This is a genomic window from Bradyrhizobium oligotrophicum, from assembly GCF_051168495.1.
Taxonomy (GTDB): Bacteria; Pseudomonadota; Alphaproteobacteria; order Rhizobiales; family Xanthobacteraceae; genus Bradyrhizobium; species Bradyrhizobium oligotrophicum_A.
This window is the reverse complement of the sequence record NZ_JBNPVB010000008.1, coordinates 210,923-229,995: the sequence shown is the minus strand read 5'-3', so window position 1 is coordinate 229,995 and position 19,073 is coordinate 210,923. Positions and strand designations below refer to the sequence as shown.

Here is a 19,073-nt window from a genome sequence, read left to right as displayed (position 1 = left end):
GCTACCGACGCGCGGCGCTGACGACGGTGGCCAACAAGCCGGCGCACCGGGGAGATCGCGAAGCAGCCGTAAGCCCGTCGCGCAGGGAATGCCGGAGTGTCGGCTGAACCTGTGGTACCTGCCGCCTGCATTTTCTTTCGCAGGCGGGCCATGGGCGAGGCCTTCGCCCGGCATTCCCTGCGCCCTCCTGCATGTCATGAGGGTATGCGATACGCATGGCTCGGGCTCCATCCGCCGCGAGAACGCATCACCTTGTTCCAAACTGAAGACATCCCAGCAACAGTGCATCCCGACGCATGGCATAACGTGCGCTCTGCTGTGAATGTGACAATTCAGTGAATGATCCAGCGCAAACACTCTTCATCTGCGGCTGCTACCAACGCGTCGCGTAACGATGACATGGATGATGACACGGGCCCATGAAGACTGAAATCGTCAAAGAGCTCGGACAAGCCGACATTCTCCTGCCACGTCTGGTGGCCGAAGGGGTGGCCGCCAACGATCGCATCAAGCTTCGCCTCAGCGCGTTGCAGGCCGCGGTCCAACATGCAAGAGACCCGCGCGGCGACGTGCCCGATCTCACGCTGGAAAGCCGCGCAGCCGGACTTGCCCACGCAGCCCTGGTCACGCTGATCGGCGGAGCCCATCTCGCCGGCGACGACAAGGTCGTGGCTCCCGGGCTCGCGCCGCTCCTGAAAGGCATCGACAGCGACATTCTCGCGATGATCAGCGCCGTTGCCGCGGGCGACACGGCGAGCGGCCAGCAATTCGACAGACGTCTGGCCTCGATCCGCAGCGCCGGGCATCTGGATGCGACACCGGAGATCGAGATCGCCCGCATCGGCCGGTTGACGGGGGTCGATCATGACGGGCCGGACAGCCTGCACCGGCTGGTGATGGACCTGCACAAGGCGCTGAACCGTCTGGCCGCGAGCCATTCCGAGCAGGTCATCGCCGGCGCTCATGTGTTCGGCGTGCTGGAGGCGGATCGCGCGCCGATCGAAAGCTTCATGCGCGGGCTCGGCGAGACCCGGCCGCTCAAGTTCAACCATCCCGGGCTCGATGCGACCGCGATCCGCGCCGGCGATCGCCTGGTGATCCAGAACGACATCGGCACCACCGACGCGCATGTCATCGTCATCGTCGTCACCGCGAGCACGGTGACGATCACCTACACCGACATTCACCTGGCTCGCGCAAAATTCTTCGTGTCGCTGTTCGACGGACGCGCGCTGAAATGGAGCGGCCTCGACAAGCATGCCGCCGCCGGGCTCGAGGACGAGGGGACGTTCTATCTCGTCACGGGATCCCACGAGTATGGCGGGCCTGACGACCGCCACGATCTGCTTGCCGCCATCGGAGCGTCGCTGGTGTTCCTGATCGACTGGAACAAGGCCCGCAAGCTGCTGCGCAGCTGGGTCGCCAAGACCGATGCGGTACGCATCCTGGAATGGGCGGCGCGCCAGCGGATCGGCCACCGCGGCTTCCTCGAGCTCGGCGGCAACGAGCTGCTCGGCGCCGCCGTGCGCAGCGCCGCGCCGACCCGGATCGGTTTCGGTGAGCGGCTCGATCAGGTGCTGGGGCGCGAGGCCGCCATCAGCTTCCTCAAGGCCTGCCTGCAGATCTCGACCGAGGCGCTGCTGGAGGGACAGTCGTCGCGGCTCGCGCGCGACCGGATCGGGGCCGATCTCGTCAGGCATCTCGACCGCGTCGACAGCGCCTTGCTCGCGATGGTGCTTCGGCAGATCGGCCTCGCGCGCGACGTTGCCGCGCTGGTCCAGCAATCCCTGGCGATGACCGAACCTGATCCCGCGGCGGTCAAGCAACTCGCGGAGCGCGCCGGCCGTATCGAGCAGAAGGCCGACAGGATCGCGATCGAGGCGCGTGCGGAGATCACCCGGCTCAATGCGCGGGCGGTGATCGGCGATCTGGTCGACCGCGTCGAGCAGGCGATCGACGAGCTGGAGCAGGCGGCGTTCATTGCGTCGCTGACGCCGGCGCCGATGAAGCCCGAGATCAGCTCCGCGCTGCAGGCGCTCGCCGGCATTGGGGTGACTGCGACCGAGCATGCCGCGGCCGGCCTCGCCGCCGCGGCCGAGGTGCAGGAGGGGCGCCGCGCGGACTCCGAGGATGCGTTGGCGGCGGTCGCGCGGCTGATGGATGCGGAGCATCAGGCGGATGCGAGGGAGCGCGAGATCACGACGCTGGTGTTTTCCGGCGGCCTCGACGTGACCGCATCGCTCGCCGCGCTGGAGCTTGCGCGCGCGATCGAGCGCGCCACTGACTGCCTGGCGAGCTTCGGCCATCTGCTGCGGCGCTATACGATGAGTGACCTCTCGGCGTGAGGAATGATGCAATGACGATCGTACGGATTGGCGATGGAAGGCGTGAGCTGCCCGGCGCCGAACAGGTCGGAGCGAAGGCGGCCAACCTCGCCCGGATGGCCGCGCTGGATCTGCCGGTGCCGCCCGCCTTCGTGCTGCCGGTGCAGCTCTGCGCCGACGTGGTCGCGGGGAAGGGCCACGCGACACGTCAGCTCGTCGATGGCTTGAAGGAGGGCATCGCCTTCCTCGAACAGGCGACCGGAAAATCGTTCGGCTGCTCGCGCAATCCGCTGCTGGTCTCGGTGCGGTCCGGCGCGGCGCGGTCGATGCCCGGCATGCTCGACACCGTCCTGAATGTCGGCTGCACGTCGCGCGCCGTGCGCGGGCTGGTGCGCGCGACCGGACGGCCACGGCTGGCCTGGGATTGCCGCCGGCGCCTGCTGGAGAGCTACGCGGAAACGGTGCTCGGGCTCGATCCCGGGCCGCTCGCCGAGCGGTTGACTCAGATGATCGCGGCAGAGGGCGCGGCCCACGAGCGCGAGCTCGACAGCGAGGCGCTGGAGCGGCTGGCGTCCGAGGAGCGACGGTTGCTGGAAGATTCCGACGATGATGGCTGGCTCGAGGATGCCGCGGTCCAGCTGGAGCGCTCGGCGCGGGCGGTCTATCGCTCCTGGACCAGCGAGCGGGCGCGGACCTATCGACGGCTCCAGGGACTGGAGGATCTCGCGGGTACGGCGGTGACAGTGCAGGCCATGGTGTTCGGCAATGGCGGCACGTCGTCGGGCGCGGGCGTTGCGTTCTCGCGCGATCCGTCGACGGGTGCGGACGCGCCGGTCATCGACGTGCTGTTCGACTCGCAGGGCGAGGACGTGGTGTCCGGCCGAAGGACGCCGGAGACGGAGGCTGCGCTGTCACGGACGCTGCCGGAGGTGGCGCAGCAATTGCGCGCGACGTTGAAGCGGCTGGAAGGTGAGTTCGGAGAGGTCCAGGACATCGAGTTCACCATCGAGGAAGGCCGCCTGTGGATCCTGCAGACGCGCGCCGCCAAGCGCACGCCGCGCGCCGCACTGCGCATCGCGGTCGACCTCGTGCATGAGCGGCTGATCACGCCGCAGCAGGCGCTCGAACGGCTCGAGGGAATCGATCTCGATGCATTGACGGAGACCTCGTTGGTCGCGCCCGGAGAGCCGGTCGCGGTCGGGGTCGCGGCCTCCGGCGGCGTCGCAGCCGGGCGGGCGGTGTTCGACAGTGCGTCCGCGGAACGGCTCGCGGCAGCCGGTGATACGGTCATCCTGATCCGTCACGACATCAGCACCGCCGACATCGCAGGCTTCGCCGCGGCAGCGGGCATAGTCACGGCGGTCGGGGCTCGCACCGCGCATGCCTCTCTGGTCGCGCGCCAGATGGGCAAGCCCTGCGTGGTCGGATGTGCTGCGATCCGGATCGATGGCGAAGTGCCTTTGGCGCGGATCGGCGATGCCGTGATTGCACCGGGCGACTGGATCACGATCGACGGCAATGCCGGCTCCGTGTATCTGGGGCGCGGCGAGATCGTCGCGCGGCGGCCGGACGCCGAGCTTGCTGAGCTGTCGACATGGCGCTCGCTGCACGCCATCGGGGTTGCAGGTGTCGCGCCGGCCGCGTGACGTTGACGAGGGGGCAGGATGAGCGCGATGCGTCGTGCCGCTGCGTGGCATATCGTTGTCGCTGCGTTCGTTCTCCTCGCCGGCGCCGCAAGCCGTGCCGGTGACGCCCCGGGAGATGAGCAGCCGCGCCTGTTCTCGATCCCGGCGCAGCCATTGGCGACGGCGTTGCAGGCCTTCGGCCAATTGGCCGGGGTTCAGTTGCTGTATGAAAGCAAGTCCGCCGAAGGACGGCAATCCGCCGCGGTCGAGGGCCGTTATACCGCGCATGATGCGTTGATCAGGCTGCTGGAGGGGACCGACCTGAAGGTGCAGTACAGCCGTCCCGGCGCGATGACGCTCACGCTCGACGCGCCCGCGCGTGTCGAGGGCGCCGCGCCGCGCTTCGGCTCGGACCTGTCGCTGGGCACGATGCACGTCCAGGGCGCAACGTCGCGATCGGCGCCGTCGCAGGAGTTCAGCGACTCCGTGCGGATCGACGTCCACAACGCGCTGCGCAACAACCCCAGGACGCGGGACGGCAATTATCGCGCCGTCGTGAAACTGTGGATCAATTCCGAGCGCACCGTCGACCAGGTCATGGTGGCGAGCACGACGGGGGATCCCGGGCGCGACACGGCCCTGGTCGCGGCGCTGCGCGGCCTCACCATCAGCCGTCCCCAGCCGCCGGGCATGGCGCAGCCGGTGCGGGTCGGCGTCAGCGTGAGGACACACTGAGCGGGATCAACCGCCTGCCAAAACTCTTTCAGTCCTGGCCCCGATCGATCGTCTGTTCAGCAGTGAGCCCAGCCACGACCGGCGGGCGAGCGCGGCGGACACGGTGCAAGTCAGGAGCGGACGATGGCGCAGGGCAGGTCAACGCAGGCGAAGCGCGCTGCAACCGCGGCGCTGCGTCGGCGGCGTGCCGCGCGTTCGCCGATCGAGATCGAGCAGGCACGGCCCGCTCCGATGCAAGCCGTGCGAGCGGCGCCGTCCCGTTTCCGCCGGCTGCTGTGGCTCGGCTGCGTGAGCGCCGTCGCGCTGCTCGTGACCGGCGCGGTCGTCCAGGCCCGCCCGCTCGGAGCGTCCGGGGCGGCGTCCGCAGCCGCGGCGGCGAGTGCTGCGGCATCAGCGGCCTCTCAGCAGGCGGCCACCATCGCCAAGCAGTCGCAGGATGCCATGACCAGGGCGGCGGCGATGCTCAAGGCGATGCAGGCGGCCCAGGCGGCCGCGCGCAACGCCGCGATGGCCGGTGTGTCGACCAGCCTCGGCAACGGCCTGCCGGCGGTGACCGATGGCCTGTCGCCGGGCGGGCTCGTCGTCGATCCGCGCGTCGTCAATGCCTCGCAAGCCGGAGCGGCGACCAATTTGTGGGCCGGCGCCGATCAGCCGGTCCAGACGGGCGCGAACAACGGGCAGACGACGGTCACGATCAACCAGACCGCGCCCCAGGCCATCATGACCTGGTATCAGTTCAACGTCGGGAAAAACACCACGCTGGTCTACAACCAGCAGGGCAATCCTGGCTGGATCGCGCTGAACCGCGTCGATGCGACCGGCCGGCCGAGCCAGATCCTCGGCAACATCAAGGCCGATGGCACCGTCCTGCTGATCAATCCGAACGGCATCATCTTCGGCGGCGGCAGCCAGGTGAATGTCGGCTCGCTGATCGCGACCACCAACGATATCGCCGGGACGTCGGTTGCCGCGGCGGCCTCGACCTTCTCCGGCACGAGCCCGAACTACACTCCGCAGAGCGTCAGCGCGAACGGCACGTCCTATTCGTTCGCCGCGCCCGCCAACGAGAGCAGTGCCAACGACTACTTCGCGCAGAACGGTCTCTTCGTCACCCCGCCCTCGAACTCCGGCACCTCGGTCACCATCGGAAAATCCGCCGTCTTCGTGATGGGCGACCAGACGCTGGGATCGGTCGGCGGCGGCGCCATCCTGGTGCAGCCGGGAGCGAATATCGCCGTCAACGCCGGGGCTTCGACGACCCGCAACGGTTTTCTGGCGCTGATCGGGCCGACGGTCACCAATTCCGGCACGCTGACCGCCAACAATGGCCAGATCATCCTGGCGGCCGGAAGCGGCATCGTGCTCACCGAGCCGTCGTCGAGCGCAACGGGCGTGGCGCAGGCTCTGACGGCATCGTCGTTCTCGCCGAGCACGACTCAAGTCTATCTCAACAGCAATGGCGACTCCATCTCGCTGTCGTCCGCGGTGGCCACCAAATCGCTTCCAGCCGCGCTGCCCAACGGAGCTCTCGCGACGAACGATGGGCTGATCGTGTCGAACGACGGCGCCGTCAGCGTGGTGGCCGACAGCATCCGCCAATTGGGCGTGATCGAAGCCACGACGAGCGTCAATCGGCCGGGCTCCATCCGTCTGAGCACATACTACACGACCTCGACCGCCAATGGCGCGATCGGCAGCATCGTGCTGGGACAGGGCAGCCTGACCACGATCCTGCCGGATGAGAGCAGCAGCACCATCCCGACCAGCACGGCCACGTCGACCTATGTCGCCGCCTACGTCCAGCCGCAGATCTCCATCAAGGCGAGCGGCGACATCGATGTACAGGGCAGTTCGGATGGCGCGACAGGCGCCCTTCTCAAGGCGCCCGCTGCGGCGGTCGAGCTGAGCGCCGGAGTGACGAACAATAGCGGGAGCCCCGTTGGCGGGACGACCGGCACGGTGTTGCTGGAATCGGGGAGCAGCATCGACCTGTCAGGTCTGGCCGGAGTGCTGCTGCCGACCTCCAACTATCTCCTGACCTTCAAGGTGACCGCCGCAGAGGTCGCGGACACGCCGTTGGCCCGCGGTCTGATCGGCAGCACCGTCACCATCGATTCCAGGCTGAGCGGGACCCGGGCCGACGGCTCGTCCTGGGTCGGCTCGCCGCTGCTCAATGCCCAGGGCTATACGGGTCTCATTCCGAAGACCATCGACGAGCTGTTGACCACGGGCGGAAAGCTCTCGATCTTGGCGGGACAGAACGCGATCAGCTTGCCGGGATCGTCGATCAATCTGTCTGGCGGCTACGTCCAGTATGCTCCCGGGTTCGTCGGCACGACCCAAGTGATCGGATCCAACGGGCGCATCTACAACATCGGCAGCGCGCCATCGGATCTCAGCTATATCGCTCTCGGCGGCTTCAGCGTCGATCATTCGCGCTGGGGCGTCAGCGAGATCTACGCCAGCTCTCTGGCGCGCGGATATTATGATCCGGGTTACATCTCCGGACGCTCTGCCGGCAGCGTTGGCTTCACCGCCGCGGCACCGATGCTAGAGGGCTCGTTCGGCTCGGCGATCGTCGCCGGCGAACGCCAGCGCGCCGGGCTCGAGGTCATGCCGACTGGCGCGGGTCTCAGCGTCGCTCTGTCGGGAACCAACGCCGCCACTTACACCGTGCTACTGGAGCCCATGGCCGACGCCGGACTGGATCCGTTCGGCCTGTCGACGTTCAAGCTGGGCTCATCCTGGACGCCGACGCTGGATCGGCTGGCCGACGGCACACTGGCCTTCCCGATCTTCAGCGATCTCCTGACGGGCTCCGCCTTCGGCAGCATCAGCATCGACACCGGCAGCAATGCCATGCTGCAACTGACCGCGGATGCGGCCCTCTCCGTGCGGCCCGGCGGCAGCGTGACGCTCGGCAATGTCGCGCGGATCGATGGAACGATCACGGCCCGCAGCGGCAGTATCTCGCTGACCGGCTCGACGATCGCAAGCGGCCTTCCGCAGTCCGTCGCGCTTCAGGATCTTCTTATTACCGGAACACTCGACGTCAGCGGGCTGTGGGTCAACGATAGCGGCGCCGACACCGGCTCGCTGACGGGGGCGGCCTATGTCAATGGCGGCTCGGTCACGATCACCACGATCGCGAGCGACATTCCCGAAAAGCAGTTCATCAACAGCGGCACGACCACCGCACAAAAGGATTTCAGCACGGGCCTCAATTACTTCGCCGTCACGTCGATCACGGATTCCACGCGCAGCATCAGGTTGGCGAAAGGAAGCGTGATTGATGCATCCGGCGGCGGCTATGTCGATCGCACCGGAACGATGAAGAAGGGGGCTGACGGACTGCCGCTCGGGAAGGGCGGCAGCGTGACCCTCAAGACTTATGCTGGAGCGTCGTTCGTCACGCCCATCTACGACGTCGCGGCGACCGCGATCGGAGGTCCCGCCGGGGTCGTGGTCGCGGCGGGGACAGGATTCTATTACTATGCAGACGATGGCAGCGGAGCGCTCATCGCTCCGCTCAGCAGTCGCGCCAACACCTATCTCGAGGGCAGCATCTTCGCCCAGGGCTTCGCAGGCGGTGGCACGTTCACCTTGCAGGCGCCCTATGTTCAGATCGGCGGCACCAGTACCGTCTCCTACACTCCGGGTGAAACCCAGAGCAGTGGCGTCGGCCAGATCAATCTACCGACCTCCTTCTTCAACAATAGCGGGTTCGGCAGCTACGCGCTGATCGGGCTGGCGGAAGCCAATGTCGCCGCGAACACCACGCTGACGCTCCAACAGTCGAACCTCCTGACCCCGGCTTCCGGATCGCTGGCAGGCATCGCGACGAACGCTGCGAAGGCGAGCGATCTCGCCCAGGCCGGGACCGTCATCGACGGCCTGCGCAAGCCGGTCAATCTGTCGCTCACGCAATCCGGCATCGATCTGTCGCAGTCCGGATTTGCCAACGTCACCGGCGGCATCGTCGTCGGGACGGGTGCCACGATCACGACCGATCCCGGCGCATCGGTCAACATCATCGCCGATCAGGCGATCAGCTTCAAAGGCAGCATCGCGGCCGGCGCAGGCGCCTCGGTCACGATGGTCTCGAACAAATCGTCCATGACCGTGGCCGGTAGCGTCCGGGCGCAGGGCGGGACCATCAGCATCGCGAGCCCGGGAAATCTCACCATCGCGGCCGGGAGCATCATCGACGCCAGCGGCGTGTTCGTGCCGGACCCGACGGTGACCCGCTATCAGACGGGCACGGTCTATGACGGCGGCACGGTGACGCTGCTCAGCAACAACACGGTCGAGGTGCAGCCGGGCGCGGTGATCAACATCGCCGGGGCGGCGGGTGTAATCGAGGTTCCCACCGGTCGCAGCGTCGAGAGCAGAGCGGTGTGGAGCAATGGCGGCGCGCTGCAGGTCGGAGGCTTCACCGTCTATCTCGGCGGCAGCCTGTCCGCGGCGGGAGGTGCGGCGCTTGCCGCAGGCGGATCGCTGTCGCTCGGCGATTTCGTCCTGCCCGGGACGCTTGCGCCCTACGCGGGGGTCTTCGCAAGCGCGATCTACAACTCCGACACGCAGTCGGTGATGGGGATCAGGTCTGGCATTCTCGTCGCCCAGAGCGGATCGGCGACGCCCTCGACGTCGGTAACGCTGATCGCCGACATGATCAACGGCAGCGGGCTCGATTCTGTCACCCTGTCATCGGGCGGCTATCTACAAGGGATCGCAAAGCCTGCAACCATCGGCTTCTCCGGTTCGACGGATATCCACGTACCCGGGGCGCTGGTGCTCCACAGCGGCGGCAATCTCATCAGCATCCTTCCGGCGGGCTCAACGCTCGCAAGTCTGTCCAGCACGCCCGCGAGCGTCGGCGGCGCGACCGTCAGCCTCGACGCCGGCTACATCCGGTTGGCGGGAACGACCGCCGAACAACTGCCTTCGTCCCCGGCTGTGCGCAACACCGCGGACGGCACGCTCTATGTCGGCTCCGACGGCGCCTCGCATGGCCGCTTCGTCACGCAATGGATCGATCTCCAGGGCAATCTGTCGCTGGTGAACGTGGCCAATGCCACGCTGACCACGGCCGGCTCGGTACGGCTGCTGCCTGGTCGCTATGGGAGCGAAACGTTGTTGCCCACCGGCTCGGCACTCGGCGGTTCCTTCGTCACGCCGGGCCGGCTCACCATCACAGCGGCGGAGATCTTTCCCGCAACGAGCACGGCCTTTCTGCTGATGTCGACGATGGCCGTCAGCGACTCCTCTCCGACGCTCACGATCAAGCAATATGCCGGCAGCTCGCCGACCGCTCCGCTTTCGGCGGGTGGAACGCTGGTGCTGGACGCGCAGAACATCGAGCAGGACGGTACGTTGTGGGCGCCGCTCGGCAGCATCGTCGTCGGCCTGCGCTCGTCGGCCGACATGCCGGTGGCGGTGACGCGAGCGGCGGTGTCCTCATCCGCCACGACCTATTCGGGAGCGCTGGTCCAGACCCAATCGGTCACGCTCGGAGCCGGCAGCCTGACCGCGGTCTCGACCGGCGGCCTCGACATCCCCTATGGCTACACGGTCGATGGCGCCACCTGGTACTATGGCCTCGACCTCAACGCGAACGCGACCATCGCCTCGACAAATCCGGTCACGCAGCAGACGGCGGCGCCGGCGAAGTCGATCAGCATCTTCGGTGCGTCGGTCGCGCTCGGCGGCAGCATCGATGCCAGCGGGGGCGGGGACGTCTATGCCGTCGAGTTTGTCGCGGGCACGGGCGGGACGCGCGACGTCCTTCGGAATTACCAACCGGTCTCCACGGTCACCTCGAGCGGCACGACCACCAGCTTTGCACCGACATATGCCGATGGGCGCCAGGTCTATGCGCTGGTGCCGGCCTACGAGGCCCAGGTCGCTGCCTACGACCCGGTCTTCAACTCCTATCCCTATTATTCAGGACGGAGCATGACCTCCGCTGGCCTGGCGACGAGCGGCAGCAAGCTGGCCAGCTTTCCGGCTACTGCGATGAACAACGCCTCCGGCATCCTGCCGGGGACCTCCGTCACCCTGAGCGGCGGCAATGGAATCGCGGCAGGCACCTACGTGCTGCTCCCGGGCATGTACGCGACACTGCCCGGCGCCTACCGCGTGGTCCAATACACGACCAGCAACGGCACATCGCCGGGCAGCTTCACCGGCGCCGACGGCTCGGTCTACATGACCGGCTCGCTGGGCAATGCGATCACCGGCTCCCGCTCGTCACAAACCATGCTGTTCCAGCTGCAATCTCAGGCGGTCTGGGGCCAATACTCCAAGATCAACATCACCAGCGGCACCAGCTATTTCTCGAACTATACGGCCAATAACGGGCTTGCTCCGACCGCCTTGCCGGTCGATGGCGGTCTGCTCGTGATCGGCGCCACCAGCAGGCTGACCCTCGGCGGCAGCAATAATTTCGCAGCCGGCAGCAGCGATCTCGCACCGACGGTCCAGGGCGCGACGGGACAGATCGACATTGCCGCCGCGAACATTGCCGTCGTCGCCAGCGATCGACTGGGCCAGTTCGGAACCGTCGCCGCCAATGGCGGCTTCACGGCCAGCTCGGCGTTCGCCAACTACCTTTTCCTCGACGCCGACCAGCTCAGCAACTTTGGCGCGGGCAGCGTCCTGATCGGCGGCACGGCGTCCGTCAGCTCTCCGGGGGCTGTCACGGCCGTCGCGCTCAATCTCGAGGTCGCCACTGATGCGGCGCATGCGCTGAGCGGCCCCGAGCTGATCCTGGTCACCCAGGCCGGCGGCGGTAGAGGCCTCACCGTCGACGCCGGCAGCGTCGTGAGCACGAAGGGCACCGTCTCCGGGACGAGCCGCAACATCGCCTTGAGCGGCGACGGCGCGCTGCTGCGGGTCTCGAACGGCAACATGGTCTCGGTCACGCGCAGCGGCGCCATTGGGACCGGCAGCTTTGCGATCGGCACGAACGTCGGAACGTCGCAACTGGTAGCCGGCGCCGGCGTCGTGATCACGGCCGGCAACTCGCTGATGATCGACACCAGCGGGGCCGGAGCATTTGCGCCTGATCGCGTGAACGGCAGCGGCACGGTTGCAACTGGCGTGACGCTCAAGGCGTCGAACCTGTCGGTTGCAGCAAACACGTTCAATTTCGGCCCCGAGGGATTGGCGGCGAGCGGCCTGAACCTGACATCGGCTCAGTTCAACAGCCTGTTTGCAGGTGCCTCGTCGGTGACCTTGCGCAGCAACGCCGGGTTCGATTTCTACGCCCAGACGGGCCTCACGCTCGGCGATGCCGCCAATCCGATCGGGACGCTGACTTTCGATGGATCCGGCTTCTACAGCATCGGCAACAACACGGCAGGGACAGGGGCCACGGATTGCTCGGCCTCCTGCGTCACCATCGCGGCCACCAACATCACCCTCGTCAACAGCCGCGGCGCGTCCGGCGTCAGCTCCGACGCCACCGTCACCGCGGGGGCGGGCGGCACGCTGAATCTCAATGCGACCAAGGTGATCACGGCCGACGCCGGCGCCAAGAGCTTCGGCGGGTTCAGCAAGGTCAATTGGACGGCAGCCGAGAGCATCGCCTTCACCGGGACGGGCAGCATCGATGCCGCTGCCGCGACGGCGACCGCCAAGTTCAATCTCAGCTCGGTCGCGATCAGCAGCGCCGGCACCGGCTATACCAGCGTGCCGACGGTCACGATCTCCGGCCACGGGGGAACGACGGCGACCGGCACGGCGCTGCTCGGCATCGTGTCCTTCAACGTGTCGGCCTCCGGCACCGGATCGGGCTATCGCCAAGGTGATCTGGTCACCATCAAGGACTCGGTCACTGGCGCCACGGCGACCGGAACGGCCGTGGTCAGTTCGACCGGCGCGATCACCGGCGTCAACATCATTTCGGGCGGCTCCGGATTCAGCGGCGTGCTCGCCAATCTGACTTTGACGGTCACGACCGGCGGTTCCAGTGCCGCGATCGGCACCGCCGCCGCGCCGACGGTCGGACTGCAGCCGCAGTTCGGCGTCGTCGGCGTGAACGTGCTGGGCGGCGCGGGCTTCACCGGAATTCCGACGGTCACGATCTCCGGCGGCGGTGGCTCCGGCGCGGTAGCACAGGCTGTCACGACGTTGAGCTCGCTGACCGTCGCCAATGGCGGCGCCGGCTTTACGAGCGCGCCGATCGTCACCATCGCTGGCGGCGGCGGCAGCGGTGCAACGGCGACTGCCACGCTCGGCGGCTCCGCGGTCACAGGACTGAGCTTGACCAATGGCGGCACCGGCTACACCAGTGCACCGACCATCTCGATCTGGGGCGGCACCGATCTCACTCTGTCGGCTCCCGACGTGGTGGTGAAGGCCGGCGCGAGCCAGACCGTCACTGCGCGCGGCAATCTCGTGATGCAGGGTAATGGCAGCAGCGCATTTGCGGGCGACGGCAGCATCAGCGGCAGTCTGGCGCTGACGGGGGCCTCAGTCACGGCGCGGAATGGCGTGCAGATCGATGCCGCCGGCGGCAAGGTCAGCCTGACGGCGGCAACTGGCGACGTCGTCCTCGCGTCGGGCGCCGCGATCAAGGCGCCGGGGCTGCGCCTGACTGTGAACAATCAGTTCGTGGACACGCCGGCGGGCAGCGTGCAGCTGACGTCCAATCTCGGCAATGTCAGCATCGTCGGGGCCAGCGTCGACGTCTCCAACCCCTATGCGGGCTACGCAGGTTCGCTTGCGATCCAGACCGGCAACAACGGCGCGACCGGGATCGCCACACTGGCGGGCACCCTGAACGGATCGGCCCGCTTCAACGATCTCGGCGGCAATTTCAGCCTGCTCGCCGGCAGTCTGGCCGGCGCGCTGCCGCTCGACGGCACGAGCCCGAACTTCTCCGGCAGCTTCACGGTGACGCTGCAAACCGGCAACATCGAGCTTGCTGCGGGCACCAGCCTGACCTCGCGCAACGTCCAGCTGACCGCCAATGGCGGCAGCGTCAATGTCGGCGGCACCATCGACGCGCGCGGCCTGAGCGGCGGGCAGATCTCGCTGTTCGGTACGGGAAGTCTGACCTCGGCGTCGGGCTGCACGACCTCCTGTGGCGTGTGGCTCCAACCATCGGCGCGGCTGCTGGCAAGCGCCGTCAACCAGGGCGACGCCACGTTCGGCCGCTATTCCTCGGTCGACAATGGGGCGACCAATCCCAGCGGCGGCACCATCACGCTGGCAACGACCGGAACGCCGACCGTAGGGGCTTATGATCCGACCTACGGCTTCCAGCAGGTGACCAGCGCCAATTCGGGCTGGATCAAGGTCGATGCGGGCGCGCTGCTGGATGTCAGCGGCGGCCCGACCGCGCCGGCCGGGCAGGTGATCGTGCGCGCGCCGCTGCTCAGCGACTACACGGTCAATGTGCGCTTCAAAGGCAGCGTCGTGACCAATGGCTCGACGGCCGGCGGCGGGCTGGCCCTGAACGCCTATGCGACCTGGAGCACCACCGACACCACCATAGCCGGCACTCATTTCGACGGCATCATCGACCCCGCCGGCTGGTTCGACGGCACCGGCACGCGCGTCGCCGGCACCGTCATTTCCGGCGACACCATCAGCTACAGCACGACCACGACCTACACGGCGGTGCCGACGATCCTCGTCGGAGGCGCGAGCGGCGTCGCCACCGCGATCATGACGACTCAGACCGGAGCGCTGCCGGTTCCGACGGCGAGCCGAGGGGCGGGCTTCGGCACGGCGCCCCGCAACAACTGCAAAGGCGGCGGTGCGACCTTCACCTGCTATTCGGATACGGCGATGACGCTCAATGCCGTCACCGTCACGTTGACGGGCGGTGCCGGAGGAAGCGGATTGATCGTCACCGGTGTGACGGTCAGCGCCGGGACGGTGACCGCGGTCACCGTGAGCAACACCGCGGCCATCGGCTACACCAGCCCGGTCACGCTGACGGTGACGGGCGGCACGACGGCGGCGACCGTCACGGCGAACCTGCTGATTGCCGGTCTCGTCGCCGCCAATCCGAACACGACCTATGCCACCGCCCCGGCGGTCACGGCCAATGGCGTGAGCCTGACGGCCAAGTATACGGTCAACCAGCCCTATTCGCTGTCGCAGACGACCAGCGTCGCCCAGGGCATCGGCATCTTCGTGCCGACGACTGCCAATGCCAATCACGTCAATTTCTACCAGAGCACGCTGACCGGCTTCGTCCAGAAGTCGCTGGCGAGTTCGGTCGCCGCTGGGAACGGCGATGCGTTCGACTTTGCCAGCGGTCTCGGCGCCATCCTGCACGTGCGCCCCGAAATCGTGCTATCGAACCCGTCGACCTCGGCCAATGGCGGCAACATCACCGTGGCCAGCAACTGGAATCTCGGCGGTGTGAAAGGCCTGGTGAACGCCACGGCCTTCACCGCGGTCAACGGCACGCTCGTTAGTGCCAACACCGTCATCACCGATGCCGCCGGCAAGCTCCTTGCCAACTATACGAACTATACGGGGCAACTGGTCGCGACGGCACAGACGCCGCTGGCCTATCGCACCGCGGCCGGCGAGCCGGGATCTCTGACCCTGCGGGCCGTCAACGACGTCGCCGTCAAGGCAACCATCAGCGACGGCTTCTTCGAGACACGCGACTATTTCGGCGGCTCGGTGGCCGTGGCCGACCTGATTGCCAACAATCCCGCGCGGTCGGGCAATGTGGCGGACTACAACACGACGGCGGCAGCGGACCTGATGACGCGAGTGCTGGGCGTCAACAACGGCTCGTTCTCGATCAATCTCGTCGCCGGCGCAGCGTTCACCTCCGCGCGCGACACGACGGTGAATCCTTACGCGGTGGCGCCCGTGTCGGCGCTCACGGCAAGCCGCACTGGAAATGTCACGATCGACGGTCACCTCTACACACCGGTCACGACGACGTCTGGCACGAGCGCCGTAACGGCGCTCAAGATGCTCCCGACGCTGGTGCGCACCGGAACGGGTAGCATCAATATTGCTGCGGCTGGCAACTTCCAGCTGCTCGACAAATCCGCGCCGGGCGCGGTCTACACGGCGGGCGCGGCGACGTCCACGCCTGCCGACTTCACCGCCTTGACGCTTCCGACCAGCGACAATTGCGCCGGACTCCTCTGCGCGAACGGCTATGTGAGCACGCCAACATGGGCAGCCGGTGGCGGCTCGGTGTCGATCGCGGTAGGACAGTCGATCATCGGTCTGCAGACGCCGATCGACGACGCGTCGGGATTGCAGACCGGCACGGCCTATCAGTCGACGATGCAACTTTGGAGCAATTGGTACTTCCACGGTGGCTGGGGCAACGGAACAGCGACGCCATTCGCCAACTGCAACTTCCTGACGAGCTGCCAGACGGCCGCCTGGATCAACTACGCTACGTTCTTCCAGGGAATCGGCGCGCTCGGCGGCGGCAACGCGACGCTGATGGCTGGCGCCGACATCAGGCAGACTGCGGTCTCGCTCCCTGAAACGCTCGTCGTCGCGGGAGGCATCACGACCGCCGATCCGGCTCACATCGTGACCTATGGCGGCGGCAACCTGGTGATTCAGGCCGGCGGCAACCTGCAGAGCGGCAATGTGCTGGTCGGTCTTGGGAGCGGGCGGATCAAGGTCGCAGGCGCGATCAGCGCGGATCCGAACACGTCGCTCTCGGCGACGGTTCAGACCGGAAATTCGAATGCCACGGCGAAGGGCAAGAACACGTCGCCGACCGGCAAATCGCTCGATCTGATCCTGGGCGTGCAGAATGGCTTCATCGGCGTCGTTTCCGGCGGTAGCATCAGCCTGCTCTCGGTCTACGACCCTGCGCAGCTCCCCGTGGTGACGCTCGTTCCTGGCGCTTTCACGGGCGTTCTTCCGATTGCGTCGACCACCTCCACTCTGTCGTGGATGGGAACGCCGTTCACCAGCTACGGGGCCCAAAGCGGGGTTGGCCTGACCGCCGTGTCCGGCGACATCGCGATCGCAACCGCGGCGGCGAACACCGTCGTGTCCAAGGGCACGGTCTACGGCCCCACCGTGACCGGGGCGCTGATCTATCCCTCCACGTTGGACGTCTCGGCGCTGAGTGGGTCCATCGTGGTTGGCGGCGCCAACCAGACCGTCAACATCATTCCGCTTCCGAGCTACGACGGGACGTCCTCGGGAACGTTGGAGCTGATCGCGGCCCGGTCGATCAATTTCGGCTCCGGTTCGGGGCTCGTCATGCTGGATCTCGCGACGGGAGCATCCGGCAGGTACGTGCACAGCGTAGCGACCTCCGCTACGAACTACATCAACCCGCTTGGGCAACCGCTTGCGGATCTGACCGAAGCCTTGCACGCCAATGATTCCGCGCCCGTCATCATCGCTGCGGGGCAGGACATCACCTTCGCGAGCACAGCTGTCGTGACGCTGATCAAGCCGGCCGACGTAACCGCTGGAAACAACATCCTCTCGCAGCTCGCGCTGACATCCGTGGTCGACGGCGTTCCGCAGAGCAATGCCGGCTCGGCCACGATAACCTTCCAGAACAACAATGCCGACGATGTCACGTCGATGGTGGCGGGGAACTCGATCATCGGCGGCACCTATACGCTCTATGGTCCGGGATCGTGGCTGGTCCAGGCCGGGCGCAACATCGGTCCGCTCCGCCAGAGTCTCAACGGCTACGCGGGATTGATCGCGGCGGGCAACGGCAGCAACTCCGGTACCAATGCGGACCAGACGACGGCGAAGCTTCTCAAGTACCTGCCGAACCAGAGCGCCGACATCTACGTTCTGGCCGGTGTGAAGCCGGCGCGCACGGATTATGCGGCGGTGATCGCCGAATATGTCGACCCCGCTCGCTCCGCCACCAGCGGAATCGATCTGCTCCGGCTCATCGCTGCCAAGCTGAATGATGGGCTCGATCCGGCCAAGAGCTGGGACGCCAACGCTCGCGCTCAGGCATGGCGCGACTTCAACGCACTCGCGGTCGACAGGCGGAACGCGCTCGTCGATCAGGCCTTGGCCAGCTATTTCGGAACCGGCGCGCGGGCGAACTACGTGGCCTTCGTCACCCAGTACGTCGTGCGTTCCCCGCAGGAGGTCGGTTTCGATTTCCTCGCAGACATCGCCGGCGTGCTCGGAGTCAGCCGTGAGGTGGCGAGCGCGAGATTCGCTACGATCGCCGCGGGAGGCGATACGCTGAGCTTGCGCGAGAAGCTCGCCATCGACGGCAGCTTCAGCGATTTCCTCATCCGGGTCGGCAAGGATCGCAACGATCCGGCCAGCGCCCATGCCGGGGAGTATGGCCGCGCCTATGCGGCGATCGCGACGCTGTTCCCGGCGGCGCTCGGCTACACCGATAACCGCCCCGTCAAAGGCGTCAACGGCGCCGCCAATCGCGTCGTCACCGGCACGATCTCGCTCGGCGGCTCGGTGCTCGAGACACAGATGGGCAGCGACATCGACATCCTGGTGCCCGGCGGCAACATCAATGTCGGCCGCAACGGACGCGACCTGCTGTCTCCGATCCAGGAAGGAATTCTCACGCTGGCCGGCGGCACGATCCGCGGCTACAGCGACGGCACGATCCAACTCGCCCAGAGCCGGGTCATGACGATGCAGGGCGGCGACATCGACCTGTTCTCCGCCAATGGCGACATCAACGCCGGGCAGGGCTCCAAGACCTATGCGGCGAGCGCGCCGCAGCAGACCATCTGCGACGCCAACGGCTATTGCTACCTGAACCCGACGGGGCTCGTGACCGGTGCCGGCATCGCAGCGCTGATCACGTTGAACGGGCAGGACCCGGCCAAGAGCGACGTCAACCTCTACGCGCCGACCGGCACGATCGACGCAGGCTCGGCCGGCATCCGCGTCGCCGGCAATCTCAGCCTGGGTGCGGCCCGCATCGTCAACGCCTTCAATATCAACGTGCAGGGATCTGCGACGGGCATTCCCACGGTGGCCCCGCCGCCGGTGGCGGCACTGACGCTCGGCAACAACACCGTGGCAGCCCCGCAGAAGCTCGCGCCCTCGCAACAGCCGTCCGCAGACGGACGGGCCTCTGTCATCATCGTCGAAGTGCTCGGCTATGGTGGTAGCGGGCAGGGAAGCGGTGGCCCGACCGACGCACCCGTGCGCAACGGCGCGGGCCAGAGCGACACGACGGATAACAGTGCGATGCCAGCCCAGCGCCGTTCCAAGCCGGACGATTGCAAGGGCGATGCAAGGGAGTGTCGGCCGCAGCCTTGAGCCTGTCGCTCCACGAGGGTGCGCCTGCAACGTCGCGTTCTTTCGTCCCGCGGTTCAGTCGGGGAGCTGGATGCTGAGCGATCGTCGAATAACGGCACGTGATTTTTTCAAAGAAAGAGATTCGCCGCGGCCCCTAGGCGATTGTCTCTCCCAT

The 19,073-nt window shown here is 66.9% G+C and carries 4 protein-coding genes; all 4 read left to right on the top strand.

Features of this window, described 5'->3' with window-relative positions; translation table 11 throughout:
• Positions 1-419: 419 nt before the first annotated feature.
• Positions 420-2,345: a hypothetical protein gene (locus tag ACQR1B_RS17765; protein ID WP_434834636.1), complete on the top strand. Its 1,926-nt coding sequence runs from the start codon at positions 420-422 to the stop codon at positions 2,343-2,345.
• 11 nt (positions 2,346-2,356) lie between these two features.
• A complete protein-coding gene (locus ACQR1B_RS17760; RefSeq protein ID WP_434834635.1) occupies positions 2,357-3,970 on the top strand; it encodes a PEP/pyruvate-binding domain-containing protein in 1,614 nt (537 codons plus the stop codon).
• Positions 3,971-3,997: 27 nt separating this feature from the next.
• The gene (locus tag ACQR1B_RS17755) at positions 3,998-4,684 is read left to right on the top strand and encodes a secretin and TonB N-terminal domain-containing protein (RefSeq protein WP_434834634.1); all 687 of its coding nucleotides are present in this window, start codon (positions 3,998-4,000) and stop codon (positions 4,682-4,684) included.
• A 123-nt stretch (positions 4,685-4,807) separates the two neighbouring features.
• Positions 4,808-18,919, top strand: a complete 14,112-nt coding sequence (locus ACQR1B_RS17750) for a filamentous haemagglutinin family protein (RefSeq protein ID WP_434834633.1) — start codon at positions 4,808-4,810, stop codon at positions 18,917-18,919.
• The last annotated feature ends 154 nt before the right edge of the window (positions 18,920-19,073 follow it).

Coding starts and splice junctions, on each gene's coding strand:
- ACQR1B_RS17765 (WP_434834636.1), top strand. CDS start 420: ATGAAGACTGAAATCGTCAAAGAGCTCGGACAAGCCGACATTCTCCTG.
- ACQR1B_RS17760 (WP_434834635.1), top strand. CDS start 2,357: ATGACGATCGTACGGATTGGCGATGGAAGGCGTGAGCTGCCCGGCGCC.
- ACQR1B_RS17755 (WP_434834634.1), top strand. CDS start 3,998: ATGCGTCGTGCCGCTGCGTGGCATATCGTTGTCGCTGCGTTCGTTCTC.
- ACQR1B_RS17750 (WP_434834633.1), top strand. CDS start 4,808: ATGGCGCAGGGCAGGTCAACGCAGGCGAAGCGCGCTGCAACCGCGGCG.